The organism is Sinorhizobium sp., assembly GCF_059070375.1.
The window spans coordinates 1,071,846-1,098,128 of sequence record NZ_JCACWC010000002.1 but is presented as its reverse complement, the minus strand read 5'-3'; the positions used below and the strand labels follow the sequence as shown (position 1 = coordinate 1,098,128).

Annotated in this window: 25 protein-coding genes and 1 pseudogene; 18 read left to right on the top strand and 8 right to left on the bottom strand. The window is 63.8% G+C overall.

What is annotated here, in order from left to right; all coding sequences use genetic code 11:
* Positions 1-48 precede the first annotated feature (48 nt).
* From AC5J09_RS09745 to AC5J09_RS09730, 4 genes are all read left to right on the top strand, one after another.
* Positions 49-1,317, top strand: a complete 1,269-nt coding sequence (locus AC5J09_RS09745) for a glycerate kinase type-2 family protein (protein WP_494297528.1) — start codon at positions 49-51, stop codon at positions 1,315-1,317.
* A 47-nt stretch (positions 1,318-1,364) separates the two neighbouring features.
* On the top strand, positions 1,365-1,856 hold the full coding sequence (locus tag AC5J09_RS09740; RefSeq protein ID WP_275599381.1) for an ureidoglycolate lyase: 492 nt from the start codon (positions 1,365-1,367) through the stop codon (positions 1,854-1,856).
* Between the two features lie 98 nt (positions 1,857-1,954).
* The gene (locus AC5J09_RS09735) at positions 1,955-2,878 is read left to right on the top strand and encodes a DUF930 domain-containing protein (RefSeq protein WP_494297527.1); all 924 of its coding nucleotides are present in this window, start codon (positions 1,955-1,957) and stop codon (positions 2,876-2,878) included.
* Positions 2,879-2,901: 23 nt separating this feature from the next.
* Complete coding sequence (locus AC5J09_RS09730) at positions 2,902-3,477, top strand: DUF1349 domain-containing protein (RefSeq protein ID WP_018096252.1); 576 nt, start codon at positions 2,902-2,904, stop codon at positions 3,475-3,477.
* Positions 3,478-3,511: 34 nt separating this feature from the next.
* Here the strand turns inward: AC5J09_RS09730 and AC5J09_RS09725 are convergent, their stop codons facing one another.
* Positions 3,512-4,531 (bottom strand): LacI family DNA-binding transcriptional regulator, encoded by a 1,020-nt coding sequence (locus tag AC5J09_RS09725; RefSeq protein WP_324764583.1) that lies wholly within the window; start codon positions 4,529-4,531, stop codon positions 3,512-3,514.
* A gap of 211 nt (positions 4,532-4,742) precedes the next feature.
* On the opposite strand from AC5J09_RS09725, the gene AC5J09_RS09720 reads away from it, so the two are divergent.
* The 3 genes from AC5J09_RS09720 to AC5J09_RS09710 are packed head-to-tail and all read left to right on the top strand — an operon-like array spanning position 4,743 to position 8,607.
* The gene (locus AC5J09_RS09720; RefSeq protein WP_494297526.1) at positions 4,743-6,323 is read left to right on the top strand and encodes a sugar ABC transporter ATP-binding protein; all 1,581 of its coding nucleotides are present in this window, start codon (positions 4,743-4,745) and stop codon (positions 6,321-6,323) included.
* The gene (locus AC5J09_RS09715) at positions 6,320-7,642 is read left to right on the top strand and encodes an ABC transporter permease (protein ID WP_494297525.1); all 1,323 of its coding nucleotides are present in this window, start codon (positions 6,320-6,322) and stop codon (positions 7,640-7,642) included. Before AC5J09_RS09720 ends, AC5J09_RS09715 begins: the two co-directional genes overlap by 4 nt.
* Positions 7,639-8,607: a substrate-binding domain-containing protein gene (locus AC5J09_RS09710; RefSeq protein WP_324764586.1), complete on the top strand. Its 969-nt coding sequence runs from the start codon at positions 7,639-7,641 to the stop codon at positions 8,605-8,607. Before AC5J09_RS09715 ends, AC5J09_RS09710 begins: the two co-directional genes overlap by 4 nt.
* 118 nt (positions 8,608-8,725) lie before the next feature.
* Here the strand turns inward: AC5J09_RS09710 and otnK are convergent, their stop codons facing one another.
* Genes otnK through ltnD form a run of 3 tightly spaced genes read right to left on the bottom strand, consistent with a single transcriptional unit; the run spans position 8,726 to position 11,700 of the window.
* Complete coding sequence (gene otnK / locus AC5J09_RS09705) at positions 8,726-10,003, bottom strand: 3-oxo-tetronate kinase (RefSeq protein WP_494297524.1); 1,278 nt, start codon at positions 10,001-10,003, stop codon at positions 8,726-8,728.
* A gap of 3 nt (positions 10,004-10,006) precedes the next feature.
* Positions 10,007-10,783 (bottom strand): 2-oxo-tetronate isomerase, encoded by a 777-nt coding sequence (otnI, locus tag AC5J09_RS09700; protein WP_127708091.1) that lies wholly within the window; start codon positions 10,781-10,783, stop codon positions 10,007-10,009.
* Between the two features lie 11 nt (positions 10,784-10,794).
* Positions 10,795-11,700: an L-threonate dehydrogenase gene (gene ltnD, locus AC5J09_RS09695; RefSeq protein WP_324764588.1), complete on the bottom strand. Its 906-nt coding sequence runs from the start codon at positions 11,698-11,700 to the stop codon at positions 10,795-10,797.
* 142 nt (positions 11,701-11,842) lie between these two features.
* On the opposite strand from ltnD, the gene AC5J09_RS09690 reads away from it, so the two are divergent.
* The 9 genes from AC5J09_RS09690 to AC5J09_RS09650 all read left to right on the top strand — a co-directional run bounded on the left by AC5J09_RS09690 (position 11,843) and on the right by AC5J09_RS09650 (position 20,966).
* The gene (locus tag AC5J09_RS09690; protein WP_100671616.1) at positions 11,843-12,847 is read left to right on the top strand and encodes a LacI family DNA-binding transcriptional regulator; all 1,005 of its coding nucleotides are present in this window, start codon (positions 11,843-11,845) and stop codon (positions 12,845-12,847) included.
* Positions 12,848-12,862: 15 nt separating this feature from the next.
* Positions 12,863-13,540: a 3-oxo-tetronate 4-phosphate decarboxylase gene (gene otnC / locus AC5J09_RS09685; protein WP_324764589.1), complete on the top strand. Its 678-nt coding sequence runs from the start codon at positions 12,863-12,865 to the stop codon at positions 13,538-13,540.
* Between the two features lie 336 nt (positions 13,541-13,876).
* The gene (locus tag AC5J09_RS09680) at positions 13,877-14,641 is read left to right on the top strand and encodes a FadR/GntR family transcriptional regulator (RefSeq protein WP_018096267.1); all 765 of its coding nucleotides are present in this window, start codon (positions 13,877-13,879) and stop codon (positions 14,639-14,641) included.
* Positions 14,642-14,684: 43 nt separating this feature from the next.
* Positions 14,685-15,668, top strand: a complete 984-nt coding sequence (gene denD, locus AC5J09_RS09675) for a D-erythronate dehydrogenase (RefSeq protein WP_324764590.1) — start codon at positions 14,685-14,687, stop codon at positions 15,666-15,668.
* A 1-nt stretch (position 15,669) separates the two neighbouring features.
* Positions 15,670-16,446 carry an SDR family oxidoreductase gene (locus tag AC5J09_RS09670; protein WP_494297523.1) on the top strand — a complete coding sequence of 259 codons (777 nt, stop codon included), beginning with the start codon at positions 15,670-15,672 and terminating at the stop codon, positions 16,444-16,446.
* Positions 16,447-16,530: 84 nt separating this feature from the next.
* Positions 16,531-17,598 (top strand): ABC transporter ATP-binding protein, encoded by a 1,068-nt coding sequence (locus AC5J09_RS09665; RefSeq protein ID WP_494297522.1) that lies wholly within the window; start codon positions 16,531-16,533, stop codon positions 17,596-17,598.
* Positions 17,599-17,732: 134 nt separating this feature from the next.
* Entirely contained in the window at positions 17,733-19,037 is a 1,305-nt protein-coding gene (locus AC5J09_RS09660; protein ID WP_018096271.1) for an ABC transporter substrate-binding protein, read from the top strand.
* An 83-nt stretch (positions 19,038-19,120) separates the two neighbouring features.
* Entirely contained in the window at positions 19,121-20,053 is a 933-nt protein-coding gene (locus AC5J09_RS09655) for a carbohydrate ABC transporter permease (RefSeq protein WP_010976183.1), read from the top strand.
* Positions 20,054-20,066: 13 nt separating this feature from the next.
* The gene (locus AC5J09_RS09650) at positions 20,067-20,966 is read left to right on the top strand and encodes a carbohydrate ABC transporter permease (RefSeq protein WP_003526374.1); all 900 of its coding nucleotides are present in this window, start codon (positions 20,067-20,069) and stop codon (positions 20,964-20,966) included.
* Between the two features lie 7 nt (positions 20,967-20,973).
* Here the strand turns inward: AC5J09_RS09650 and AC5J09_RS09645 are convergent, their stop codons facing one another.
* From AC5J09_RS09645 to AC5J09_RS09635, 3 genes and pseudogenes are all read right to left on the bottom strand, one after another.
* The gene (locus tag AC5J09_RS09645) at positions 20,974-21,630 is read right to left on the bottom strand and encodes a DUF6064 family protein (protein ID WP_324764593.1); all 657 of its coding nucleotides are present in this window, start codon (positions 21,628-21,630) and stop codon (positions 20,974-20,976) included.
* A gap of 37 nt (positions 21,631-21,667) precedes the next feature.
* Positions 21,668-22,582: an aldo/keto reductase gene (locus tag AC5J09_RS09640; protein ID WP_494297521.1), complete on the bottom strand. Its 915-nt coding sequence runs from the start codon at positions 22,580-22,582 to the stop codon at positions 21,668-21,670.
* 116 nt (positions 22,583-22,698) lie between these two features.
* Positions 22,699-22,848, bottom strand: a pseudogene (locus AC5J09_RS09635) (VOC family protein); the annotation flags it as partial.
* 48 nt (positions 22,849-22,896) lie between these two features.
* Between AC5J09_RS09635 and AC5J09_RS09630 the strand changes: the two are divergent.
* A complete protein-coding gene (locus AC5J09_RS09630; RefSeq protein ID WP_494297682.1) occupies positions 22,897-23,418 on the top strand; it encodes a hypothetical protein in 522 nt (173 codons plus the stop codon).
* A gap of 443 nt (positions 23,419-23,861) precedes the next feature.
* Here the strand turns inward: AC5J09_RS09630 and AC5J09_RS09625 are convergent, their stop codons facing one another.
* Positions 23,862-23,984 (bottom strand): hypothetical protein, encoded by a 123-nt coding sequence (locus AC5J09_RS09625; RefSeq protein ID WP_013850378.1) that lies wholly within the window; start codon positions 23,982-23,984, stop codon positions 23,862-23,864.
* 354 nt (positions 23,985-24,338) lie between these two features.
* On the opposite strand from AC5J09_RS09625, the gene asnB reads away from it, so the two are divergent.
* Positions 24,339-26,276: an asparagine synthase (glutamine-hydrolyzing) gene (gene asnB / locus AC5J09_RS09620; RefSeq protein ID WP_324764595.1), complete on the top strand. Its 1,938-nt coding sequence runs from the start codon at positions 24,339-24,341 to the stop codon at positions 26,274-26,276.
* The last annotated feature ends 7 nt before the right edge of the window (positions 26,277-26,283 follow it).

Genomic DNA, 26,283 nt, shown 5'->3' with positions numbered 1-26,283 from the left:
GCGGCGGAAGGAGGAGCCGCCGCCCGCGTATTTCCAACGGGAGGAACAATGGCCGCCATCGCCAACCCGCGTCAATTCCTGGAGAGCCTGTTCGCCTCTGCGGTGTCCGCTGCTGATCCGGAACGCGTCATCGCCGCAAATCTGCCGGAGCGGCCGAAGGGGCGCACGGTCGTCATCGGAGCCGGCAAAGGCGCTGCTCAGATGGCCCGGGCGTTCGAATGCGCCTGGGAGGGGCCGCTCAGCGGCGTGGTCGTCACGCGCTACGGTTTCGGCGCGCACTGCCGCCAGATCGAGGTGCTCGAAGCCTCCCATCCCTTGCCGGACGAGGGCGGGCTGAAGGCATCCAAGCGGCTCCTCGCGGCGGTCAGTGGCCTGACCGGGGATGACCTGGTCGTGGCGCTGATCTGCGGCGGCGGTTCGGCGCTCCTGCCCGCACCACCACCGGGGCTTTCGCTCGAGGATGAAATCGCCGTCAATCGGGCGCTTCTTGCGTCAGGCGCGCCGATCAGAGCGATGAACGCGGTGCGCAAGCATGTTTCCTTGATCAAGGGCGGCCGCCTTGCCGCCGCGGCCCATCCGGCAAGGGTCGTCTCTCTCGTCGTCTCCGACATTCCCGGCGACGACGCGGCGCTGGTCGCATCCGGCCCGACGGTCGCCGACGCAGCCAGCCGCCACGACGCCCTGAAGATCGTCGAGCGCTATCGCCTCGCTTTGCCGGAAAAGGTCATGCGCTGGCTGGCGAGCGCTGCGGCGGATGCGCCGAGACCTTCCGATCCGCGCCTTGCCCGCAACGAGGTGCGGCTGATCGCTTCGGCAGGCGCCTCGCTGGAGGCCGCGGCATCCAAGGCCCGGTTCGCGGGCGTAGAGGCCGTCATTCTTTCCGATGCGATCGAAGGGGAGGCACGCGATGTCGGGCTCGTTCATGCGGCCATCGCGCGCGAGACGGCGCTGCGCGGCCGTCCCTTTCCGAAGCCCGCCCTCATCCTTTCCGGCGGCGAAACGACGGTGACGGTCCGGGGCGAAGGTCGCGGCGGGCGCAACAGCGAGTTCCTGCTGTCGCTGGCGCTCGGCATCGACGGTATCGGCGGGATCTCGGCGCTCGCCGCGGATACCGACGGCATCGACGGATCCGAGGACAATGCCGGCGCCTTCGCCGATCATACGACGATCGCGCGCCTGCTGGCGCGGCGCCTGGATGCCGCCGCGCTGCTTCAGAAGAACGACAGCTGGGTGGCCTTCGATGCGCTTGGAGACCTTTTCAAGCCGGGGCCGACGGGCACGAACGTCAATGATTTCAGGGCGGTGCTGATCCAGTGATCGGTGCCGGCACCCAAAGGCAATTGGTCAACCAGGGAGGAAAGACCATGATACCTCTACCGATCCGCCCGCTTTCGCACGGCGAGTTCGCGCCCTTCGGCGACGTCATCGAGCCTGACGATGCGAAGAGCTTTCCGATCAACGCCGGCAAATGCATCCGCTATCACGACCTTGCGAAGGTGGAGACGAGCGGCCCGGAAGCCCGAACGCTGGTCAGCCTCTTGAAGGGCGAGCCCTACGAGATCCCCCTGACGCTGAAGATGGTGGAACGGCACCCGCTCGGAAGCCAGGCCTTCATCCCGCTGACGGGAAATCCCTTTCTCGTGGTCGTCGCGCCCGACGAAGGCGGGGAACCCGGAGAGCCGATAGCCTTCGAGACCGCGCCGGGCCAGGGGGTCAACATCGCGCAAAATGTCTGGCACGGAATTCTGACGCCGCTTCGTTCGACCTCCGAATTCGTCGTCATCGACCGCGGCGGCAGCGGGTGCAATCTCGAGGAGCATTTCTTCGAAAAGCCTTATCAGGTCGAATACGCTTGACCGACGCGTGCCCCGCACTTGTTGCGGGGCGCTCGAACTCTTAGGTTCGGTGCTTCCGAGTCCGTGATCTTTGAGCAATGCAGCACTTCGCCAGGAAAATGTGGGGAAAAACCGGTTGGGGCATGCCGACCTCGCTCGCCCTGCACCTGGCGCTCGCCTTCTTGCTGCTGGTTCGGCTGCCGGAATTGTCTGCGCCGGCAAAGGAGCAAAGCGTCAGCGTCGAGCTCGTTGCGCAGCCGAAGAGTGCGGAAAAGCCCGAGCAAAAGCCGAACGTGGCCAAGAGCGAGCAAACGCGTCCTCAGCCTGAGGCATTCGAGTCGGCCGCAGCGCCGGTCGAAACGGAAAAGCCGCCTCGGCCCGAATTGCCTCCGGCCGCGCCGAAGAAGTCCGAAACGCCGAGCGAGAAGCCGGAGGCCTCGCGTCCCGCCCCGGCAAAAACGGAAAACACCGCCAGCGAAAAGCCGGCGGAAAGCAGGACCGCGCTTGCGGAATTGCGCGTCGATGCCCCGAGCGCAGCGAAAGAGGCGGCCGATGCCGCAGCCACGCCGCAGGCTGCAGCTGTTCCCCAGGAGAAACCGGTTCTGGAGGAAGCAAGGGCGGACCCGGCGCAAAAGCCGGCCGAGGCCATGGCCGAACACCAGTCGAACCAGCTCGTCCAGGCGAAGGAACTCTATTCTGAAAACGCCCTGTCGGACCCCCGTGTGAAACAGGCGATTGGCAGGTTGCCGCCGAAGAAGCGGATCGTGCAGCTCTGCAGCATCGAAGCGCTCGAGCAGGTGCGGCGCGAAATGCCCGGCGCCTTTCCGGATATGCTCGTTCCCTTCGGCCCTTCGGGGGGCTTCATCTCGCCGACAGGCCTGAACGCCGATGGCGGCGCCTTCCGCAGCCGGTCGACATGGTACGCCATCGACTTCGAATGCGAAGTGAGCCCCGAGACGACATCGGTCACTTCCTTCAGCTTCGCGATCGGCAAGGCGATCCCGAAGAGCGAGTGGGCCGCGCGACAGCTGCCGAGCAATTAAACACGGACGGATGGAGGGACAGAATGGCAAGCGCGTATCGCTGGCTGAACGAGCCGGCAAGCTGGGAGGGCGACGAACGCGATCTGTCGCTCAAGACCGACGCCAAGACGGATTTCTGGCGCGAAACCTTCTACGGCTTCGTGCGCGACAGCGGACATGCCTATCTTCGTCCGGTTTCAGGCGATTTCACCGCCTCGGCGACGATCGTCGGCCAGTATGAGCAGCTTTACGACCAGGCCGGTCTGATGCTGCGGCTCGACGAACAGAACTGGATCAAATGCGGTATCGAATATACTGACGGGCTGATGCATTTCAGCGTGGTCGTGACACGCGGCGTATCGGACTGGTCGGTCATTCCGTTGCACGCAAGGGCGCCTTCGGACCCACTGGAGGTGCGGCTAACGCGGCATGGCGATGCGGTGCGGGTGCAATTCCGCTTTGGCGAGGAACGGTGGCAGATGGCGCGGCTCTGTCCCTTTTCCGCCGCTGATGCCGAGGCCGGCGTCACGGCCTGTTCGCCGGAGCGCGCGGGCTTTGCGGCAAGGTTCCGCGATTTGAATTTCGGCCCGCCGATCGCTCGCGCCTTGCACGACGACTGACGCCCCGATAACGCGATCCTTGTGCGAAAATGGGTCAGGCGATCGCGCGCGGCGTCAGGCTGCCGGCCGGCCGGCAGGAGTCGCGAATCACCAGTCTTCCCTGAAGCACGAGCCGGCGTGGCGCTTCCGGGCTAGCGCCGGAAAGGCGGTCGAGCACGAGCTGCGCGGCCTGTTCGCCGATCGCCTGGACTGGCTGGGCGATCGTCGTCAGATGCGGCTGGAAGACGTCGGCCCAGGGAAAATCGTCGAAGCTTGCGACCGAAACGTCGTCCGGGCAGCGAAGGCCGATATCCCGGATCGCCTTCATCACCCCGATGACCATCAGGTTGTTGGCGGAGAAAATCGCCGTTGGCCGCTCGGGACTTGTCAGCAGCTGGATCGCCGCGGTGTAGGCGTCCTTCTCCCGAAAATTGCCGATCCGGATCAGGTCCTCCTCGCAGGGGAGGCCCGCCGCCTCCAACGCTGCCCGATAGCCGGCAAGACGCTCCCGTCCGGTCGAAGTGTCGAGCGAGCCCGAAATATAGCCGATGCGCCGATGGCCGAGGCCGAGCATATAGACCGTTGCATCCTGAACCGCGCGACGATTGTCGAGCACGACCGCATCGGTGTCGATGCCGTCGCAAAGCCTGTCGATCAGCACGGTTGGAAGATTGGCGCTAGCGATCATGCGCTTCAGCGTCTCGTCGTCTCCGGCCGGCGCGATGATCAGGCCGTCCACGCTCCGGTCGATCAACAGGGCGATCTGCTCGTCCTGCAAGGCAACGTCCTCGTCATTGCAGCAGAGCATCACGGCGTAGCCGGCCCGATGCAGCACGTCCTGGATCACTGCCACGACATCGGTGAAGAAGGGATTGGTGATATCGGCAACCATCAGGCCTACGGTGCGGGTCGTGCCGAGCTTGAGGCTGCGGGCGATCGCGTTGCGCTTGTAGCCTATGAGGCCGATCGCCTGCTCTATGCGGCTGCGCAATTCCGGACTGACCGGGGCCGAGCCGTTGATCACGGCCGAGACCGTCGCCACAGAGACATGCGCCGCCTTGGCGACGTCGAGCATGGTCGGTGCACCGGATTTCCGAGAATTTCGTCGCTGCTGCATTTCTTCTGAAACGTTTAGATGATTTGCTCGCGAAACTGTATTTGAATTGCTGGAATTAGGCAATCAAGTCCGGAACCGCCTGCTTGACAGTGTCGAAACGTTTAGAATAGGCTGCAGGAAATAGGCGAATAGAGCGTCAGATGTCGGCGGTAGGGAGGCTGCCAATATCATGCGCGATGCTATCCCCCGTGATTCGGTCACCAAAGAATCCGGCCGGCCAGTTCTGGCGGCCGAAGCGGTTTCGAAATCGTTCGGCGTCGTCGCGGCGCTCAAGGATGTGCGCTTCGAACTGCGCGCGGGCGAAATCCATGCGCTCATGGGCGAGAATGGCGCCGGCAAGTCGACGCTGATGAAGGTCTTGTCCGGCGTCTACCCGGACTACGAGGGCACCTTCCGCGTCGATGGAGAAACCGCCCGCTTCTCCAATGTGCGCGATGCCGAGGCGGCCGGAATCGCCATCATCCATCAGGAACTCAACCTCGTCCCCGAACTCGGCGTCGCCGACAACATCTTTCTCGGCCGCGAACGGGTGATCGCCGGTCTTTTCGTGGATCGCAAGGCGAGCCTGGAGGCCGCACGAGGGCTGTTGAACCGTCTCGGCATCGAACTCGACCCGGAGGCGCGCGTCGGGCAGTTGCGGGTGGGCGAACAACAGCTCGTCGAGATCGCGAAGGCCCTTTCCGTCGAAGCGCGCATTCTGATCATGGACGAACCGACCTCGGCGCTTTCGCCCGGCGAGTGTCGGCGCCTCTTCAAGATCATGCGGCAACTCGCGGCCGACGGCGTCGGCATCATCTATATTTCGCACCGGATCGACGAGGTCATGCAGCTCAGCGATCGGGTCACCGTCTTCCGCGACGGCCGGCATGTCTGGACCCGGCCGATGGCCGGACTGGACGAGAATACGATCATCGCCGCAATGGTGGGCCGCAACCTCCTCGACGCGCACCCGGCCGACCGGGGCAACGGCGAGGGCGAGCCCGTCCTTTCGGTAAGGGACCTGTCGCTTGCCGTGCCCGGACGCCATGGCTGGCGCGACGTGCTGAAGGGCGTGAGCTTCGACGTTCGCGCCGGCGAGATCCTCGGCATCGGCGGCTTGCTCGGCGCGGGGCGCACGGAAATCCTGGAGACAATTTTTGCATCGAATGAAGGCCTTCGCGGCGGTGATATCCGGCTGGACGGCATCGCCGTCGATATCCGCTCGCCACGCGATGCTCGCCGCCTCGGTTTTGCTCTGGTGACGGAGGACCGCAAGGCGAAGGGGCTGCATCTTCACGAATCGATCAGAGACAATGTGGCCCTGCCGCTTGTTGGAAGGCTCGCCCGATTCGGGCTGCGCTCCTTCGAAGGCGAGCGTGCGCTCGCAAAAGGGGCAGTCGATGCGCTCGGCGTGCGCTGCGCGAGCACCGACCAGGCGGCCGGAACCCTGTCCGGCGGCAACCAGCAGAAGGTCGTCATCGGCAAGTGGCTGGCGACCGGTCCGCGTGTCCTTCTTCTCGACGAGCCGACGCGCGGCATCGACGTCGGTGCGAAGCGCGAGATCTACGATCTCATCTTCAAGCTCGCCGGCGACGGGCTGGCGATCGTGGTGGTCAGTTCCGAACTGCCGGAGCTTTTGCTCCTCGCCGACCGCATTCTGGTGATGGCCGAGGGACGGCAGACCGGGCTCGTCTCCCGGGAGGAGGCGAGCGAGGAGCGCATCATGCAGCTCGCCGCCCCGCGGAGCGCACGCGGAAGGGCGGTTGCATGAATTTCCTGAGGGCTCTCTCCCGTACGAAACTCTATTGGGGGCTGATCGCCATCTTCCTGATCGGAGTCCTGTCCTCGCCGGTAACGTCGTCGGGCAGAAACATCTTTCTCTCCTCCGGCAATCTCCTCGACGTGTTGCGGCAGGTATCGACCACCGGGCTGATCGCCACCGGCATGACGGCCGTCATTCTGACCGGCGGCATAGACCTTTCGGTCGGCTCGCTGATGGCGATCTGTACCGTCGTCTGCGCAATGCTCCTGACCGTTCCGGGGGACACGGCCGCCCTCTATCTGGGGCTGCCGTCCGTCGGGCTTGCCGTTCTGGTCGGCGGTGCGGCGGCAGTACGCTTCGTCTTCCTGAATATCGAGAAATCACGTGCGGGCGTGACACATGTCCGCGACATCCGGCTTGACCGGACCCGCGGTACCGTTCTGCCCGCCGCAGCCGGCATCGTTCTCTGTGCCCTGGTTCTAAGTTTCCTCTTGCCTCAGATGCAGACGAAATTCGGCGTGCTCGGCGTTCTGCTCGTGGCGCCGGCGGTCGGACTCATGTTCGGCGCGGTCAACGGCGCGATCATCGTGGTCGGACGATTGCAGCCCTTCATCGTCACGCTTGCCATGATGGTCACGGCGCTCGGCATCGCCCGGCTCACCGCCGGGCAGAACAACGCCGTTCTGCCGGTCTATACCGGCAGCAATGCGACCGCCGATTTCGATATGCTGCGGCAGCTCGTCTTCGGCATCGTGCCGATGCCCGGCATATTCTTCATCGTCGCGATTCTTCTCTATGGCGCGGTGCTGCGGTTCACCCCCTTCGGCCGCTATGTCTATGCGATCGGCGGAAACGAGGAGGCGGCGCGCCTTTCCGGCATCAATGCGGGCCGGGTGAAGATCGTCACCTATGCGGTATCGGGTCTTCTCGCGGGCATCGCCGCGGTCCTCTATGTGGCGCAGTACCGGCAGGGCAAGCCGGACGCCGGCGCGGGCCTCGAACTGGATGCGATCGCGGCGGTGGTCATCGGCGGGACGAGCCTGATGGGAGGGCGCGGGAGCCTTGCCGGGACGTTCTGCGGCGTCCTGATCTTCGGCCTGCTCTCCAATATCCTGCAGCTCCACAACATCAATTCCAATCTTCAGCTGGTGCTGAAGGGCGTGATCATCATCGGCACGGTGCTCGTTCAGGAGCGCAATGCCTACGACCTTCTCGCGCAATTGCGGCTGCCGGGCGCAAGCCGGCGCCCGACTCAAGGAGATACGTCCGCCGAGGAGCGGACGTCCGGAGAGACGTTATCCATGACAATGGGAGGAAAGAAGAAATGAAACGCCGTGACATCATCAAACTGACGGCGGTCGCCGCCGTTCTCGCCGCGACGACCGTGCTCATGCCGGCGCACGACGCCCTGGCCCAGGACAAGAAGTTTCGCATCGGCTTCAGCCAGGCGACGACGATCGAACCGTGGCGTGCGCAGTTCAACAAGGACATCATCGCCGAGGCGGCAAAGCATCCGGACGTCGAGCTGATCATAACCGACGGTGAGGACAGGACGGAAAAGCAGGTGGCCGACGTCGAGAACCTCATTCGCCAGGAGGTGGATGCCTTGCTCGTGTCGCCGAAAGAGTCCGCAGGGCTCACCGGCGTGGTGCAGCAGGCGATCGATGCCAAGATCCCGGTCTTCGTTCTCGACCGAAACGTCGAGACCGACCAGTACACCCAGTTCGTCGGCGGCGACAACAAACTGATCGGCCGCGCGGCCGGCGAATATGCGGTCGAGCTTCTCGGCGGAAAGGGCAAGGCTCAGGGCAATATCGTCGAGATATGGGGCGGCATGGGCACCCAGCCGGCGCACGACCGCCACGACGGCTTCCACGAGTTCACCGACAAGGAGCCTGGCATCAAGAACCTGCTCGATCAGCAATCCGGCGACTGGAAGCAGGACCAGGCCTACAACATCATGGCGACGGCGCTGCGCAACAACGAGAAGATCGATCTCGTATACGGCCACAACGATCCGATGGCCTATGGCGCCTATCTGGCGGCGAAGGACGCAGGTCGTGAGAAGGAAATGAAGTTCATTGGCATCGACGCGCTCCCGAACGAAGGCGTGACCTGGGTCAACAATGGCGAACTGACCGCGACCTTCCTCTATGCGACGCCGGGAGCAGAGGGTCTACGCCAGGCGGTGAAGTTCCTGAAGGGGGAAAAGGTCGAAAAGACCGTCACGCTCGACACGATGAAGGTGACCAAGGAAAACGCCGCGCAGATCCTGAAGGACAACGGCCTGTAAGAGCCGTCGCGCGGACGCGCTGCGGCAAACGCAAAGTCTGCATGCTCTACTCGGTCCGATTTGAGGAAGCGTGCAGCGGGCGGGCGGCGGATACGAGGGGGACCGCCCGCCTTCTCTCTCACCGCATCATCGACAGCGCCGTGGCGAAGAAATCCTCGCCGCCGAAGTTGCCCGATTTCAGCGCCAGCAACATCTCGTTTCCGGCAGTGCCGATCGTCCTCAGCACGGGGACGCCGGGCGCGATCTCCGGACCGATCAGGAAAGCCGGAATGCCGAGCCTGTCGACGGTCGCGCCGGAGGTCTCTCCGCCGGCGACGACGAGGCGTCTCACGCCGCGCTCTACCAGTTCGCCGGCGATCGCGGCGGTCGCCGTTTCGATCGCGTGCCCGGATGCCTCTCGCCCGTAGCGCGCCTGCAGACGCGAAACGACCTCGGGCGCGGCACTCGCGGCGATGGCGACGGGGCCTTGAGCAATCCGTTCCCCGGCCCAGCCGACGGCTGCGGAAATCTCGTCCGATCCGGCGAGGAGCTTTTCCGTGTCGAGCCGCAGCACCGGCATATGGCGTTCCGCCGCGTCGAGCTGCTTCAGCGTTGCCGCCGAACAGCTGCCTGCGACCACCGCGGCAAGACCGCCGACGGGGCGGATGGCGTCGCTTTCCCCGTCGCTTGCCGAAGCGCGGCCGGAGCGCAGAAGCGCGCGAGCGAGGCCGAGACCCAGGCCGGACGCGCCGGTGGAGACGGGCATTTCGAGCGCCGCTTCGCCGAGCGTTTCGAGATCGCGTTCGAAGACGGCATCCGCGATAGCCGCGGCGGCGCCTTCGGCGCGTAACCGATCGAGCCGTGCCTTTACCGCATCGGCTCCGCGCGTGACGGTCGGCAGGTCGATGAGGCCGGCCTTGCCGCGCGACTGGCGGGTGAGCACCCGCACCAGATTGGCATCGCGCATCGGGTTGAGCGGGTGGTCTTTCAACGGGCTTTCGTCAAGCGGCTGGCCGTTGACGAAAAGATGGCCGAGATAGACGGTTCGCCCCGTTTCCGGAAAGGCCGGCGTAACGAGGGCGATGTCGCCGCCCGAGACGCTCAGAAGCGCTTCGGTCACCGGCCCGATATTGCCGAGATCCGTCGAATCGAAGGTGGAGCAGATCTTGTAGAGCACATGGGCGGCGCCTCGGCCGCGCAGCCAGCTTTCGGCCGCGAGAGCGGCGGCCACGGCCTCCTCCGCTGCGACCGACCGGATCTTCAGGGAAACGACCACCGCATCGACGTCGGGCAGGGCGAGCGACGGATCGGGAATGCCGACCGTCTGCACGGTGCGAAGCCCGTTCTTCGTCAGCGTATTCGCGAGATCGGAGGCGCCCGTGTAGTCGTCGGCGATCGATCCGAGCAGGATTGTCATGGGTCAGCTCCGTCGAAAGGGTTTGAACCAGCCGAGGCCGTCCAGCGTCCGGCCGCGCGGGTTATATTCGCAGCCGACGAAGCCGCCATAGCCGAGCCGGTCGATTTCATCAAAGAGGTAGCGATAGTTCAATTCCTCGCCATCGGGCTCGTGCCGCGAGGGCACGCTGGCGATCTGGATGTGGCCGGTGACCGGCATCAGTTGGCGGAGCGCCATTGCGACGTCGCCGTGCAGGATCTGACGGTGATAGATGTCGAACTGCAGCTTCAGGTTGGGGAGCGCCAGTTCGGCGATGAGCCGCTCGGCGGTCCCGAAATCGTTGAGGAAATATCCCGGCATGTTGCGCCCGTTGATCGGCTCGACGAGGAGATCGATGCCCTCGTCGGCCAGGCGCCCGGCGGTATAGGCGACCGAGCGGCGGTAACGGGATGCGGCCTCCGGGTCGCGCGGATCAGCAAGACCAGCCATCAGGTGCAGGCGCTTGGCGCCGGTCGCCGCCGCGTAGTCGAGCGCCTTGTCGACATCCGATTTCAACCCGTCGAAGCGGCTGGGCAGGGCGGCGATTCCGCGCTCGCCGGCTGCCCAATCGCCCGGCGGCAGGTTGAACAGCGCCTGCTCGAGCCTGTTGCGGGCAAGCCGTTCGGCGATCGCTTCCGGCGGCACCTCGTAGGGAAAAAGGTACTCGACGGCGGCGAACCCGGCGTCGGCCGCCGCGTCGAAGCGGTCGAGGAACGGCCACTCGGTGAACATCATCGTCAGATTGGCGGCAAAAACGGGCATGCGCGTCTTCCTTAGGGGTTATTTGTGCCGGGCAACGTGGCCCCGGAGAGCTGGGCGTAGAGCCGCGCGAGGGAGGAATCGTCGTCGCGCCCCATGCCTGCGCCCGAGGCTGCAAGATACATCTGCAGTGCGGCCGCCACGAGCGGCACCGGATAGCGCTCCGCGCGCGCCATATCCTGGACGATGCCGAGGTCCTTCACGAAAATCTCGATGGCGCTCAGCGGGGCGTAATCTCCCGCCAGCACATGCGGGATGCGGTTCTCGAACATCCAGGAATTGCCGGCCGAGGCGGTGATCACCTCGTATACTTTGTCGAGGTCCAGCCCTTGTTTCGCCGCGAAGGCGATCGCTTCGCAGGCGGCCGCGATGTGCACGCCGGCGAGAAGCTGGTTGATCATCTTGAAGGCGGCGCCGGTCCCGGCGGTCTCGCCGAGTTCGTAAACCTTGGCGGCCATGGCGTCGAGGGCCGGTCGGGCGGCGGCGAAGGCCTGCGGCGATCCCGACGCCATGATCGTCAGTTCGCCCTTCGATGCCTTTGCCGCGCCACCTGAGATCGGCGCGTCGAGATAGTGAAACCCCAGTCCTTCGAGCCGCTGCGCCAGGTCGCGCGCGATCGCCGGATCCATTGTCGCGGACGATATGAAGACGGCGCCGGGCTTCATCGCGTCTGCAACGCCGTCCCGGCCGAACAGAACGGCTTCGGTCTGCGCGCCGCTCACGACCACCGAAACGACGATGTCGGCGCCCGTCACGGCTTCGCCTGGCGTGCCCGCTCCGCGACCGCCTTCGGCGACGAAACGTTCCACTGCGGGCGGGGCAACGTCGTAGCCAAACACGTCGAGGCCCGCGCTTTTCAACGAGCACGCCATACCGAAGCCCATCGAGCCGAGCCCGAGCACTGCGATCTTCGATGTCATTTCGTCTCCCTCCAGTTGCCGCTCACTCGTTCTAGGGATTTTTGGCAGCGCTGCCAACCAAAATTGGTAGCGCTGCCAAAAAAATCCGCCTATGAAGTCGATGAGAGCCGTGAACGGTCTCGTCAAACTGGACAGGCGCGAAGTGGCGACGGACTTCAAGCAGCAGACACCCGTAACGCTCGCAGAGGTGGCGGAAGCCGCGGGCGTGGGTGAGAGCACGGTTTCCCGCGTGCTGCGCAATCACGGCTCGTTCTCCGGCAAGGCCCGCGAGCGCGTGTTGGATGCGGTCGAGCGGCTTGGCTACGTGCCGAACCGGATTGCCGGAACCTTGGCCTCGGCCGGGTCCCGGCTCGTTGCCTTCGTCATCCCGTCGCTCACCAACATCGTGTTCCCGGACGTGCTGCGGGGTGCAGGCGCCGTTCTGGAGGAAAATCGCTATCAGGCCGTCTTTTCCGTGACGGACTATGAGCCGGAGCGCGAGGAGGCCCTCGTCGCCGCCATGCTCGCCTGGCGGCCGACGGCGGTGATGCTTGCCGGATTCGAGCATACGGAGGGCACACTCAAGATGCTGCGGGCGAGCGGCTGTCGCGTCGTCGAACTGCTCGACATCGACGGGAGCGCCATAGACCTGGCGGTCGGCTTTTCCAATCGTGAGGCGGGTCGGGCGAGCGCCGAATTCCTGTTGAAGCGCGGTTATCGCCGGATCGGCTATGTCGGCCACGATCTCGACCGCGACACACGCGCCGGCAAACGCTTCGACGGCTTCCGTGAAGCGCTGAACCTGGCCGGCGTCGCCCTTGTGGATCGGGAAATCCGTCCGGGCGCTTCTTCGGTTGGGAGCGGTCGGGCGGGGCTCGATCAGCTTCTTCGAAGGGCGCCGGGACTCGATGCGGTCTATTTCTCGAACGACGACATGGCGCTCGGCGGATATTTTCATTGTCTTGCACGCGCCATTTCCGTCCCAACCAGGCTCGCCCTTTTCGGCCATAACGGCCTCGATATCGGCCAGGCCACGCCGCAGCCTCTGACGACCATTCGCACGCCTCGCGTCGCGACGGGAAAGCTGGCGGCCGAGTTGGTCATCAACGATCACCCGTCTCACATCGCCGATCTTGGATTTGAACTGATCGAAGGCGATACAGCCTGAACGAAAGGACCACCAATGTCCGAAACGCGTCTTCGCGAGGAAATCTGCCGCTACGGCCGGTCCCTCTTCGAGCGGGGCCTGACCCCCGGCTCTTCCGGAAACATATCGATGAGACTCGATGACGGCGGCTGGCTGGTGACGCCCACCAATGCCTCGCTCGGCTTCCTCGATCCAGCGCGTATTTCGCGCCTCGATGCCGGCGGTCGGCTTGTCTCGGGCGACAAGCCGACCAAGGAGATCCCGCTTCATTCCGCCCTCTACGAGACGCGCGGCAGCGCCCGCGCCATCGTGCATCTCCATTCGACCCACGCGGTCGCGCTGACGATGCTGCCGGAGATCGATCCGCAAGCGGCCCTTCCGCCGATGACGCCCTATTACCTCATGCGGGCCGGGGAGACTGCGCTCGTACCCTATTACCGCCCCGGAGACCCGGCAGTCGCCGATGCGATCCGCGGGCTTGCGGGCAAATATTCCTCCGTGCTGCTTTCCAATCACGGTCCCGTCGTCGCCGGCGACAGTCTGGAGGCCGCGGTCTTTGCGACGGAGGAACTGGAAGAGACCGCAAAGCTCTACCTGCTGCTGCGCAACCTCAATCCCCGCTATCTCAGCCCGCAGCAAGTCGCCGATCTTGCCAAAACCTTCAGCCTCGACCTGCCGTCGCTCGGCGACCATGAGGGACATGATCACGGATAGAGTGCCTCCCTGCGTCTATTCTCAACCGGTCTGGATCCGCATTTTGCCCCTCACCCTAGCCCTCTCCCCGCCGGCGGGGAGAGGGGACCTGCCCTGAAAAATCCTTGGGGCCACTAAGCTGGCCGGCTAGTCCCTTCGCCCCGCTTGCGGGGAGAAGGTGCCGGCAGGCGGATGAGGGGCAGGCCGAGCGTGTCCGGTCCCGCGGCGCCGCACAACGGCGCCGTGCATTATTGGTGCGCTGCCGCAACGAACCTGTCTTGACCGCACCTTCCGATAAGCCCTCTATTCGTCATACTGATCTGCTGGACCAACCAGTGGATCAGTTGGGAGGCCGCGGTGAACGGAAGTCCAATCCTCACGCATATGCCGAAAGTCGGGAAGAGCCTCGAGCGCCGTACCGCGCGCGACCTCATCGCCGACAAGCTTATGGTGCTGGTTGCGACCAACATGCTGAGGCCCGGCGACGTGCTGCCGGGCGAACGCGAGCTTGCGAGCGTGCTCCATGTGAGCCGCGAGACCGTGCGCGGCGCAATCCAGACGCTGGCGGCGCGCGGTGTGGTCGAGGTGTCGCAAGGAAGCCGAACCCGCGTCGGGAATGTCGATCTCAGCCATGTCACAGTGACGATCGCTTCACCGAACGCGATCGACAGCTACGATCTCGAGGACGTTCACGCCGCAAGACTCCATATCGAGTTGAAGGTGGTCGGCGACGCGGCCGAAAACATCGACGAAGAGGCGCTGCGCAAGCTTGACAGCCTTCTCGATGCGCAGAAGATCTGCGGTGACGACGCGATGCGCTTTCTGATCTGCGACCGCGAGTTCCACGTGGCGATCTACCGGGCCTGCGGCAATCCGCTGCTCTCCGATTTTGTCACCGACCTTTACACCTATATGATGGACTACCGGCGCAGCGCCATGTCACGGCCGGGAGCAATCGAAGCGAGCTACAAGGATCACAGCGACATCGTCGCCGCCTTGAGGCGGCATGACCGGGCGGCCGTCGTTGCCGCCTTTCACCATCATCTGATCCGGATCTATGAGACGACGAAGGCTCTGCTGGCGGACGAGGAGGCAGACGGAACGAACAGAAAGTCAAGCTGAGCAGGACCGACCGGGTGGCTGAACAGGAGGAGGTTCGCCGAATATGCATGTAATGGTCATAGGTGCCGCCGGCATGATCGGCCGGAAGCTGGTCGAAAGGCTGGCCGCGGAGCCCGGATCTCTGGGACGCGAGATCGCCAGCCTGACGTTGGCTGACGTGGCTGAGCCGCCCGTGCCTCCGGCGCTTTCGTCGCTTGCGACGACGCTTGCCATCGACCTGTCCACCGAGGGCAGCGCAGAGCGCCTGATCGCGTCGCGGCCCGACGTGATCTTCCACCTCGCGGCGATCGTCTCGGGAGAGGCGGAGGCCGACTTCGACAAAGGCTACCTGGTCAATCTCGACGGCACGCGTGCGCTCTTCGAGGCGATCCGCCGCGAGGGACAGCGCGAGCGCTACCTCCCGCGCGTCCTCTTCGCCTCCTCTATCGCCGTCTTCGGCCAGCCGTTCCCGGAAAAGATCGGCGACGAGTTCTTCACGACGCCGCTCACCAGTTACGGGACGCAAAAGGCGATCTGCGAGCTGCTGCTCGCCGATTATACCCGCCGCGGCTTCTTCGACGGTATCGGCATTCGGCTGCCGACCATCTGCATACGGCCCGGAAAGCCGAACAAGGCCGCATCCGGCTTCTTCTCCAACATCCTGCGCGAGCCGCTCGTCGGCCAGGAGGCTATCCTGCCCGTGGACGAGAATGTCCGGCATTGGTTCGCGAGCCCGCGCTCGGCCGTGGGCTTCTTCATCCATGCGGCGCGAATGGATACCGATATCATCGGACCGCGGCGAAACCTCACCATGCCGGGGCTTTCGGCGCTGGTCGGCGAGGAGATCGAGGCGCTCGGCCGCATTGCCGGCCGGAAGGCCGTGGGCCTCATCCGCCGCGAACCGGACCCGGTGATCCGCACGATCGTCTCCGGCTGGGCGACCGACTTCGATGCCCGCCGTGCACGAGAACTCGGCTTTACGGCCGAAAGCAATTTCGACGAGATCATCCGCATCCATATCGAAGACGAACTCGGAGGAAGGATCTGAGATGGCCCAGGCGAAGGGATCGGGCGAGGGCAGGATCGCGCTGGTCACGGGCGGCGGGACCGGTGTCGGCCGGGGCATAGCCCAGGCCTTGAGTGAGGAAGGCTACAGCGTCGTCATCACCGGCCGCCGTCCGGATGTACTCGAGGCTGCGGCCGGCGAAATAAGCGGGCGGACCGGCAATATCGTCCGCGCGGTCGTCTGCGACGTCGGCGATCCGGATCAGGTCGCGGCTCTCTTCGCCGCCGTCCGGGCGGAATTCGGCCGGCTGGACCTCCTCGTCAACAATGCCGGCTCGAACGTGCCGCCCGTGCCCCTCGAAGAGGTGAGCTTCGAACAGTGGAACGGTATCGTCGCGGCGAACCTGACGGGCGCCTTTTTGTGTACGCAACATGCCTTCCGGCTGATGAAGGCGCAAACGCCGCGGGGCGGCCGGATCATCAACAACGGCTCGATTTCCGCGCAGACGCCGCGGCCCAATTCGGCGCCCTATACCGCGACCAAGCACGCCATTACCGGCCTCACGAAATCGACGGCGCTCGATGGCCGGATGCACGACATCGCCTGCGGTCAGATCGACATAGGCAATGCTGCGACCGACATGACGGCGCGGATGAGCACCGGCGTGCTGCAGGCCAATGGCGAGGTTGCGGCGGAGCCGACGATACCGATCGAGCACATCGCCGAGGCGGTCGTCTACATGGCGAGCCTGCCGCTCTCGGCCAATGTTCTAACGATGACCGTGATGGCGACCAGGATGCCGCTGGTCGGCCGCGGATAAAAAGAGGTTTTCAGCCTGGCGCGATCGCGCAAACGATGAATTTGGCGACCGCAAGGGTAAAGATCAGTTCTGGGAGGAACGCAAATGGCAGGCGTGGATTTTGTCGATGTTCGGAAGTCCTTCGGTGCTTTCCCTGTCATCAAGGGCGTGAACATCGAGATCGAGGACGGCGAGTTCGTCATTCTCGTCGGCCCTTCCGGTTGCGGCAAATCCACCTTGCTGCGGATGCTGGCGGGTCTCGAAAACATCACCGCGGGCGAAATTCGCATCGGCAATCAGGTGGTCAACCGATTGCCGCCGAAGGACCGCGACATCGCCATGGTGTTCCAGAACTATGCGCTCTATCCGCATATGACTGTCGCCGACAACATGGCCTTCTCCCTGATGCTGGCAAGCAGACCCAAATCCGAAATCGACAAGCGCGTCGGCGTGGCGGCCGAAATCCTCGGCCTTGCGAAGCTGCTGGACCGTTATCCGCGTCAGCTTTCCGGCGGTCAGCGACAGCGTGTCGCCATGGGGCGGGCGATCGTGCGCGACCCGCAGGTGTTTCTCTTCGACGAACCGCTTTCCAACCTCGACGCGAAGCTGCGCGTCGCCATGCGCGCCGAGATCAAGGAATTGCATCAGCGGCTGAAAACCACGACCGTCTACGTGACGCACGACCAGATCGAGGCGATGACCATGGCCGACAAGATCGTCGTCATGCATGACGGCATCGTCGAGCAGATCGGCGCACCGCTCGAGCTCTACGACAACCCCGCCAATCTCTTCGTGGCCGGTTTCATCGGCTCGCCTGCGATGAACATGCTCAAGGGCCGCCTCGATCCGGACAATCCGAATGCCTTCCTCACCGCCGACGGAACGGCTCTGCCCGTGGCGCAGCCGGCGGCAGCGGCCCAAGGGCGCGATCTCGTCTACGGTCTCAGGCCCGAATACATGGCGCTCGACCCGAACGGGCTGCCGGCCGAAATCGCGGTGATCGAGCCGACCGGCTATGAGACGCAGCTGATCGCAAGGCTCGGCGGGCACGATGTGACCTGTGTTTTCCGCGAGAGGGTGAATGCCAAGCCCGGCGAAACGATCCATCTCGCGATCGATGCCGCGCATGTGCACTTGTTCGACGCCGGAACGGGACGGCGGCTGGTCGGCTGACGTCGCTGACGAAGGGAGGAGCCTTCGTGGCCCATAAAGATGCCAGGCAATCGCCGGCATCGCTCAAGCCGCATTCGCCAAGCGGGACGGTGAATGCCGGAGGAAGACGCTCCCGCATTTTGAGGAGGAGTAGCATGCCGATAAAGAGACGTGATTTTCTCGCAACCTCCGCCGCACTCGCCGGCGTTGCGGGTCTGGGCATCCGCCCGTCCTTCGCGCAGGCCGAGCCGAGCTACAAGCCGGAGGAGGGGGCAAGCCTCAGGCTTCTCAGATGGACGCCCTTCGTCAAGGGCGATGAAGACGCCTGGATCGCCAACACCAAGAAGTTCACCGAAGCCACGGGCGTCGAAGTTCGCATCGACAAGGAAAGCTGGGAGGACATCCGGCCGAAGGCCGCGGTTGCCGCCAATGTCGGCTCCGGTCCGGATATGGTGATGTGCTGGTTCGACGACGCACATCAATATCCCGACAAGCTCGTCGACCTGACGGAGCTCGCCGACTATCTCGGCAACAAATATGGAGGATGGTACGACGGCCTGAAGGGGTATGCGAGCCGCGACGGCCAGTTCATCGCCATGCCGCTGGCCGCGATCGGCAACGCCGTCTGCTACCGCGAGAGCCACATGAAAGCGGCCGGCTTCAGTGAATTCCCGAAGGACACGGCCGGCTTTCTCGAACTCTGCAAGGCCCTCAAGGCCAAGGGAACCCCGGCCGGTTTCCCCCACGGCAAAGCGGTCGGCGACGGCAACAACTACGCCCATTGGCTGCTGTGGAGCCATGGCGGCAAGATGGTCGACGAGAGCGGCAAGGTCACGATCAACAGCCCGGAGACGCTCGCAGCGGTCAACTACGCAAAGTCGCTATACGAGACCTTCATCCCGGGCACCGAAAGCTGGCTCGACATCAACAACAACCGCGCCTTCCTTGCGGGCCAGGTATCGCTGACGGCAAACGGCGTCTCGCTCTACTATGCGGCCAAGAAGGACGCGGCCCTTGCGGAGCTTGCGGCCGACATCCGCACGACCAACTTCCCGGTCGGTCCGGTCGGCCAGAGCGTCGAACTCCACCAGACGAGCTCGATCCTGCTCTTCAAGCACAGCAAGTATCCCGAGGCCGCCAAGGCCTATCTCAAGTTCATGATGGAAGCCGACCAGATGAACGCCTGGATCGAGGGATCGAGCGCCTATTGCTGCCAGCCGCTGAAGGCCTTTGCCGACAACCCGGTCTGGACCTCGGACCCGATCCACGCGCCCTATGCGCGCGCCTCGGAGACGCTGCGGCCGAACGGCTACGCCGGACCGCTCGGCTATGCCTCGGCAGGCGTAATGGCCGACTACGTCCTGGTCGACATGTTCGCCAGTGCGGTCACCGGCCAGGCAACGCCGGAAGACGCCATCATCGAGGCCGAACGGCGGGCGAACCGCTATTATCGCGTCTGACGCGGCCCACGGGCCGCCTCAAGCCGGCAGCAAACGCTGCCGGCAAATGCCTCGAGATCCGTTCCTCCAGCCGGAGAAGCCCGATGTCCTCCATAACGCCGTCCGGAAAGCCATCCACCACGGCTTCGCTGATGCAGAACAACAATGTGCTCGGCTTCCTTTTCATGCTGCCGGCAGCCGTCTTTCTGATCTGCTTTCTGACCTATCCGCTCGGGCTGGGCGTCTGGCTCGGCTTCACCGACACACGCATAGGCCGCGACGGCGTCTTCATCGGGATCGAGAACTACGAGTTCCTGGCCCGGGATTCGGTCTTCTGGCTCTCGGTCTACAACACGCTGCTCTACACCTTCGTGGCGTCGATCCTGAAATTCGTGCTTGGGCTCTGGCTGGCGCTGCTGCTGAACGAAAACCTGCCTTTCAAATCCTTCTTCCGCGCGATCGTGCTCCTGCCCTGGGTCGTGCCGACGGTGCTTTCGGCGCTCGCCTTCTGGTGGATCTACGATTCGCAGTTTTCCATCATCTCCTGGTCGCTGATGCAGCTCGGCATCATCGACGGGCCGATCAACTTCCTGGGCGACCCGAACAACGCGCGCGCTTCCGTCATCGCCGCTAATGTCTGGCGCGGCATTCCCTTCGTGGCGATCTCGCTTCTGGCCGGCCTGCAGACGATCCCGGCTTCGCTGCAGGAGGCAGCCTCGCTCGACGGCGCCACCAGCTGGCAGCGTTTCCGCTATGTAACCCTGCCGATGCTGACCCCGATCATCGCGGTCGTCATGACCTTCTCGGTGCTCTTCACCTTCACCGATTTCCAGCTGATCTACGTGCTGACCAAGGGCGGGCCGGTCAATGCAACCCACTTGATGGCGACGCTTTCGTTCCAGCGCGGCATTCCGGGCGGGCAGCTCGGGGAGGGGGCGGCGATCGCCGTCGCCATGATCCCCTTCCTGCTTGCCGCCATCATGTTCAGCTTCTTCGGTCTGCAACGCCGCAAATGGCAGCAGGGCGGCCAGGATTGAGCGGGAGGACAAAATGAACACGACCACACGAACCGATGACGAGGTCCTCACCGACACGGCCGAGGGCATGAGCTACCTGAACCGCCTGCCGCGGCGGATCGTCGTGCTTTACCTGCCGATGGCGGTCTTCGTCTTCGTACTGCTCTTCCCCTTCTACTGGATGGCGATCACGGCGGTGAAGCCGAACGCGCAGCTGACCGACTACAACAATTACAGCCCTTTCTGGGTGGTCCGTCCGACGCTCGACCACATCAAGTATCTGCTCTTCGAGACCTCCTATCCGGGCTGGCTCTGGAACACGATGCTGGTGGCCGTAGGCTCGACCATCCTGTCGCTGGCCGCATCGGTTTTCGCGGCCTATGCGATCGAGCGGGTGCGCTTCACCGGCGCGCGGCCCGTCGGGCTGCTGATCTTCCTCGCCTATCTGGTGCCGCCGTCGATCCTGTTCATTCCGCTCGCCTTCATCGTCTTCAAATTCGGCATCTACGATTCCAAGCTGGCGCTGATCTTCACCTATCCGACGTTCCTCATACCGTTCTGCACATGGCTCCTGATGGGCTATTTCCGCTCGATCCCCTTCGAACTGGAAGAAAGCGCGCTGGTGGACGGAGCCACGCGCTGGCAGATTCTGGTCAAGATCATCCTGCCGCTCGCCGTGCCGGGCCTGATATCGGCCGGCATCTTCGCCTTCACGCTCTCGTGGAACGAGTTCATCTACGCGCTGACATTCATCCAGTCTTCCGAAAACAAGACAGTACCGGTCGGCGTGCTGACGGAACTCGTGCGCGGCGACGTCTTCGAATGGGGCGCACTGATGGCGGGTGCACTCTTCGGTTCGCTGCCCGTGGTCATTCTCTATTCCTTCTTCGTCGATTATTACGTCTCGTCGATGACGGGAGCGGTGAAGGAGTGAGCTCCCGTCAACGTCTGACGACGAGGAGGACAAATGTCGCGACGATCACCGCGAGTGGCACCCAGGCGCCTGCATCCTCCATGGCCAGAAGGGTGAGCGCGCTGAAGACGCACCAGAGGACCGGAATGGGCAGAAGCAGCCACAGCTTCTGCGGCATGAGCGCCAGAAGGGCGCCGAGGGTCACGGCAACGGTCGGGTCCGGCATTGCCCCGAAGGTTTCGGCCGAGGCGGGCGCGCGGCCGGCAAGCAGCGGGCCGAAAGGATAGCCGAGCGAGCCGAAGACCATCAGGCCGATGCCGCCACGGCGGCGCAGGCTGTTCGCGGGCAATACGCCGCCTTGCGTCCACCGGACCGCGAGAAGCAGCAGACCGGCCTGCAGCATGAAGGCCGCCGTCGCATAGGACATCGCCCAGTTTATGGTGGAGTAACGCAGCCAGAGAAATTGCCACGCGCAGAAGAGCCAGGCCAGGGCGAGCGTCGCCATGGCCGCGGCGCGGGCGCGCCGTCCGTCCGTCGCAGTGGCGAAAAGGATGGCAAGCGCGCCCGCGACGAAGACCGGCTGAAGCGGCCAGAGTCCCTGATTGTAGCGTTCGACAAGGCGGAAATAGACGCGCGGCGAAAACATCAGGAAATCCGCGAGCGTGTAGGTCCCCCAGTCCGACATCACGTCAAATCCATATCACGTGCGACAGGATCGTGCTTCACAGCGCCTCCACATGGGCGGCCATGCGGCGGCGCAGCTTCTCGTCGGGCAGGATGCCTCTCGCAGCCTCCAGGTTCTCCCGTACATGGTCGACGCGCGTAGTCGCGGGGATTGCGCAGGTGACCGCCGGATGCGAAATGATGAACTTCAGGAGAAACTGCGCCCAGCTGCGGGCGCCGGTCTCCGCAAGCCAAGCCGGCAACGGTTCGTCTTCGACCTGCCGGATCAGATCGCCCTGTCGGAACGGCCGGTTGACGATCACGGCAATGCCCTTCTCCTGCGCCAGCGGCAAGATGCGCTCCTCCGCCTCGCGGTCGAGGATATTGTAGGTGACCTGGACGAAATCGATCGGCCGGGTCGCCATGACCTCCTCGATCTCGCGGTGCCTGCGCCCCTCCGAGGTGGTGATGCCGACATAGCGCAGCCGGCCTGCCGCCTTCATGTCTAAGAGCGCGGGCAGGTGCTCTTCCCAGGAGACGAGATTGTGAACCTGCATGAGATCGAATTTCTCGACGCCCCAGTATTCCTTCGATGCCTCGATCTGGGCCGCGCCGTCGCCGGGATCCGATATCCAGACCTTTTCCGCCGAGAAGAGCCGCTTCGGATGTCCGAGCTTACGGAGGCCGTAGCCGATGGTCGGCTGGGAGGATCCGTACATCGGCGAGGAATCGATCATGCGACCGCCGCCTTCGAAGAAGGCAGCGATCACGGCGGCACATTCGTCCATCAGGACGGGGTCGTCTCCGACGTTGAAAGTGATCCAGGTGCCGAGGCCGACCAGCGGCAGCGCTTCTTTGCTCTTCGGTATGACCCGCGTCGTGAGGTCGGCAGCCTGGCCCCACGCCCCCGGCATGAGCGGCAGCGACATACGGATACCTAGCCCCTGAACGACTGCGCGCCGCGTGAAGGTCATCGATCGCTCCCTTCGGCCTGAAGCTCTCGAGCCTGTGGCTCATGGGGCGGGATAATAACCCCTGCGGCGCTACTCTGCAGCCACGAAGTCGTGAGCGCGGTGCCGTTAAAGACCGGGAAAGGATCGAGAGGACCGGCTTCGAGCGCCGTGAAATTCTGGTCGTCGAGGCTGAATTCGATCACCGTGACGCTGCCCGGCGGACTGCTGGATGTTTCGGCGGGCGCGGTGGTGCTGCCCGATATGGCGGAATTCCGGATCGTCGATAGTAGAACGCGATGATTGGTAATCTGGGGGGACGAAGCGGACTAGCTCCTATGGGCGTTCCGCGGAATCGCGGAGGGCTCCAGTTCATTGATACCGTCGATGCGCTGGTCGTTCGCAGGAACGGCCTCGATCTCGAGATTGTGCTTTGCATGGCGCATGTGCTGCCATTCCTTCTCGAGGCGCAGGAATACGTCCGTCGGCATGAATTTTCTCTGCATTCGACCCTCCACGCGGCTGCGTCGAAGAACACGCAAGGAACTGCTTTGTTCCCGCGCCATTACGCAAAACGTGAAAATATAGCGTCCTGGTATGTCTCGAACTGGCCTGACCCGATAGGTGAACCCGCGCTGCTGCTGATCGGTTATGCGGCGGGGTCCACCTATCGTCCCCTCGAAACTGGTGAGGCCGCCTCCTCAATAGCATTCGGCGGGCGGCCTCAAGGCATACGCCTCAACCCGGATTTCACTCCCGGCGGGCGCTCGCGTCAAGGTTTAGCGTTTACTCAATTCGAGTTAGAAAAGATGTATCGGGCGCGTTTGCCTGCCGGGCAAGCCGAATGCGAGACGGCCTAAGTCCTGTTGAGATTCGGTCCACCCGCCGCGGTTTGTTTGATCGCCTCATTCCTGTGCTTGTCACAGGAATGCAGCCAGACCAGGTCCTTGGGCTGAAAGAACGCTTCCCGCGCCGCAGACGCGGCGCTGCTGGATCCCTGTGACGAGCACAGGGATGAGGGTAGAGAGGGTGCAACCCCTCGGCGCGTTTAGTTGCGTCACAGGCTGATCATTCCCCGCATATTCGCAAGTGAAAGCTGTAGCAGTCGCACATCCCCGGTCCCTCATTCCTGTGCTTGTCACAGGAATCCAGCCAGACCAAGTCCTTGGGCTGAAGTGGCGCGCGGTCGGTACTCAAGGAATCCAAGCGCATCGCCATGCGTGCCGACAAAGCCGACCCGGGCGTCAACGCGAATATCCATCTCGCAGCAGCCGTCATAAACTCGAAATGAATCTCAACAGGCCTAGATGGTCTGCAACGTCCAGGATGCCGCGCCGGCGATAAGCCCAAGGGCGAGGGCAATGGCGATCGCATATCTCATCATCTTCATCCGACGTGTCCGCTCGCCGGTCCAATCGTAGCTCATCATGTGCTCCGAGATGTGCAGCTCAAACGTTAAGATTGGACGCTTTTTCTTAACAAAATGGAAACTGCGCGGTTCCACGCCTCGAGGCCTGCAATGTGAAAGAACCTGGGTGGCGCGCGGTCCCGTTATCCATCCGTTAAGATTGGATGATTTGTTGATGCATCCCATTTTAGTAAAATAAGCATAAAAACGTATCAAAGTAAATGTGAATATTATGCGGGAAGGGATGCGGTAATTATTATCGAGGCCAAGAAGACAATTTACCATTATTGAAAAAAGCCCCGCTGATTAACTATTCTCGCCGGTATTCAGTCTATATTTAGGGTGTCATTGCGGGCGTGAGAGCGAATAGGCATGTGCGGACTCGGCGGGTATCTTGGTTCAATACGGGACGGTAAGCCCCTTCTCGAGAGGATGACGGCCGCGATCGGCCACCGCGGGCCGGACGAGCGTGGGATCTTCACCGTGCCGGGTGCGGGCCTCGGTCATGTCCGGCTGTCGATTGTGGGGCTTGGGGACGGCCAGCAGCCGATGTCCGACCCGAGCGGCGAGCTGACGATCGCCTTCAACGGCGAAATCTTCAACTATGTGGAGTTGCGCGATGACCTGCGCGCCAGGGGCCGCCGTTTCCGCACCTCCAGCGATACGGAGGTGATCCTCCATCTTTACGAAGAGATGGGCGCGGATTGTCTTTCCCTCCTCAACGGCGACTTCGCCTTTGCGATCTGGGACGCACGCCGGCGCCGGATGGTGCTCGCGCGCGACCGCATGGGTGTGCGTCCACTCTTCCACACGTTGAAAGGCGGCACGCTCTATTTCGCATCCGAGGTCAAGGCGCTCCTCGAAGTTCCGGGGGTTTCCGCGGAGATCGACCCGATCGCGCTCGACCAGATATTCACGCTGTGGGCGCCGATCGCGCCGCGCACACCCTTCCGTGACATCCACGAGCTCGAGCCCGGGCATCTGATGATCGCCGATCAGAACGGCATCACGACACGGTCCTATTGGCAGCTCGATTATCCGGACCGCGACGAGCGCTCTGCCTACGCGGAGGAAAGCCGCGCTGCGGACGAACTGCGCGCGCTCCTGACGGACGCGACGCGGATCCGCATGCGGGCCGATGTGCCCGTCGGCGCCTATCTTTCCGGCGGCCTCGATTCGTCCATAATCTCGGCGTTGGCGGCTGGGATGACGTCCCAAGGCTTGCGCACCTTCTCCGTCACCTTCGACAGCGCGGAGCATGACGAAAGCGCATTCCAGGAGGAGATGGCAGCGGCACTCGGAACCGAGCACAGGGCTGTCGCATGCCGCGCCGGCGACATCGCCAGGGACTTTCCCGATGTCATCCGCTTTACGGAGAAGCCGATCATCCGCACGGCGCCCGCACCGCTCTACAAATTGTCCGGCCTGGTGCGGGAAGCGGGTCTGAAAGTCGTGCTGACGGGCGAGGGCGCCGACGAGGTGTTCGCCGGTTATGACATCTTCAAGGAAGCGCGCGTTCGCCGCTTCTGCGGCCGGCAGCCCGGCTCGCGCCTCAGGCCGCACCTCTTCCGCAAGCTCTACCCCTATCTGCCCGGTTTGCAGCAGCAGTCGGCCGAGTATCTCGCCGCCTTTTTCGGCGCCGGCGACGTTGCCCTCGACGACCCGCTCTTTTCGCATCGACCACGCCTCAAAGGCACGGCGGCAACCAAGATGTTCTTCTCCTCGGACCTGCGCGCCGAACTCAAGGGTTATGATGCGGCGGAAGAATTGGTCAGCCGGCTCCCCGCCGCCTTCGGCCGCTGGCATCCGCTGCATCAGGCCCAATATCTCGAAAGCCGCTTCCTGCTGCCCGGATATATTCTCTCGAGCCAGGGCGACCGCATGGCGATGGCGCATGGGATCGAGGGCCGTTTCCCGTTCCTCGACCACCGCCTCATCGAATTCGCCGCAAAGCTGCCGCCGGACATGAAACTCAGAGGGCTCGTCGAGAAGCATATCCTGCGCGAAGCGACGAAAGATCTGCTGCCGCCGGCGATCGGCCGGCGGACGAAGCAGCCCTATCGCGCTCCGGACAGCCACTCCTTCAGCGGCGCGGGCGAACTCGACTATGTGCGGTCGGCCATGAGCGAGGACGCGGTCGCCGCCGGTGGGCTCTTCAATGCCAAAGCGGTAACGAAACTCTACGAGAAATGCCGGTCGCGCCCGGCCTCCGGTTTCCGCGACAACGCGGCCTTCGTCGGCGTCCTCTCGACGCAACTCTGGCTGCAGACATTCACCGGCACCAGCCTTCGCAAGGCTGAGGCCGCGTAAAAACCCT

Excerpts from the sequence above, each read along its gene's own strand:
- AC5J09_RS09670 (WP_494297523.1), top strand. The coding sequence starts at position 15,670 with ATGGCCCAGGCGAAGGGATCGGGCGAGGGCAGGATCGCGCTGGTCACG.
- otnK (WP_494297524.1), bottom strand. The coding sequence starts at position 10,003 with ATGACAATCCTGCTCGGATCGATCGCCGACGACTACACGGGCGCCTCC.
- AC5J09_RS09645 (WP_324764593.1), bottom strand. The coding sequence starts at position 21,630 with ATGTCGGACTGGGGGACCTACACGCTCGCGGATTTCCTGATGTTTTCG.
- AC5J09_RS09640 (WP_494297521.1), bottom strand. The coding sequence starts at position 22,582 with ATGACCTTCACGCGGCGCGCAGTCGTTCAGGGGCTAGGTATCCGTATG.
- otnC (WP_324764589.1), top strand. The coding sequence starts at position 12,863 with ATGTCCGAAACGCGTCTTCGCGAGGAAATCTGCCGCTACGGCCGGTCC.
- AC5J09_RS09665 (WP_494297522.1), top strand. The coding sequence starts at position 16,531 with ATGGCAGGCGTGGATTTTGTCGATGTTCGGAAGTCCTTCGGTGCTTTC.
- AC5J09_RS09650 (WP_003526374.1), top strand. The coding sequence starts at position 20,067 with ATGAACACGACCACACGAACCGATGACGAGGTCCTCACCGACACGGCC.
- asnB (WP_324764595.1), top strand. The coding sequence starts at position 24,339 with ATGTGCGGACTCGGCGGGTATCTTGGTTCAATACGGGACGGTAAGCCC.
- AC5J09_RS09745 (WP_494297528.1), top strand. The coding sequence starts at position 49 with ATGGCCGCCATCGCCAACCCGCGTCAATTCCTGGAGAGCCTGTTCGCC.
- AC5J09_RS09630 (WP_494297682.1), top strand. The coding sequence starts at position 22,897 with ATGGGCGTTCCGCGGAATCGCGGAGGGCTCCAGTTCATTGATACCGTC.
- AC5J09_RS09715 (WP_494297525.1), top strand. The coding sequence starts at position 6,320 with ATGAATTTCCTGAGGGCTCTCTCCCGTACGAAACTCTATTGGGGGCTG.
- AC5J09_RS09660 (WP_018096271.1), top strand. The coding sequence starts at position 17,733 with ATGCCGATAAAGAGACGTGATTTTCTCGCAACCTCCGCCGCACTCGCC.
- denD (WP_324764590.1), top strand. The coding sequence starts at position 14,685 with ATGCATGTAATGGTCATAGGTGCCGCCGGCATGATCGGCCGGAAGCTG.
- AC5J09_RS09740 (WP_275599381.1), top strand. The coding sequence starts at position 1,365 with ATGATACCTCTACCGATCCGCCCGCTTTCGCACGGCGAGTTCGCGCCC.
- AC5J09_RS09735 (WP_494297527.1), top strand. The coding sequence starts at position 1,955 with ATGTGGGGAAAAACCGGTTGGGGCATGCCGACCTCGCTCGCCCTGCAC.
- AC5J09_RS09730 (WP_018096252.1), top strand. The coding sequence starts at position 2,902 with ATGGCAAGCGCGTATCGCTGGCTGAACGAGCCGGCAAGCTGGGAGGGC.
- AC5J09_RS09655 (WP_010976183.1), top strand. The coding sequence starts at position 19,121 with ATGTCCTCCATAACGCCGTCCGGAAAGCCATCCACCACGGCTTCGCTG.
- AC5J09_RS09720 (WP_494297526.1), top strand. The coding sequence starts at position 4,743 with ATGCGCGATGCTATCCCCCGTGATTCGGTCACCAAAGAATCCGGCCGG.
- otnI (WP_127708091.1), bottom strand. The coding sequence starts at position 10,783 with ATGCCCGTTTTTGCCGCCAATCTGACGATGATGTTCACCGAGTGGCCG.
- AC5J09_RS09710 (WP_324764586.1), top strand. The coding sequence starts at position 7,639 with ATGAAACGCCGTGACATCATCAAACTGACGGCGGTCGCCGCCGTTCTC.
- AC5J09_RS09625 (WP_013850378.1), bottom strand. The coding sequence starts at position 23,984 with ATGAGCTACGATTGGACCGGCGAGCGGACACGTCGGATGAAGATGATG.
- AC5J09_RS09725 (WP_324764583.1), bottom strand. The coding sequence starts at position 4,531 with ATGCTCGACGTCGCCAAGGCGGCGCATGTCTCTGTGGCGACGGTCTCG.
- ltnD (WP_324764588.1), bottom strand. The coding sequence starts at position 11,700 with ATGACATCGAAGATCGCAGTGCTCGGGCTCGGCTCGATGGGCTTCGGT.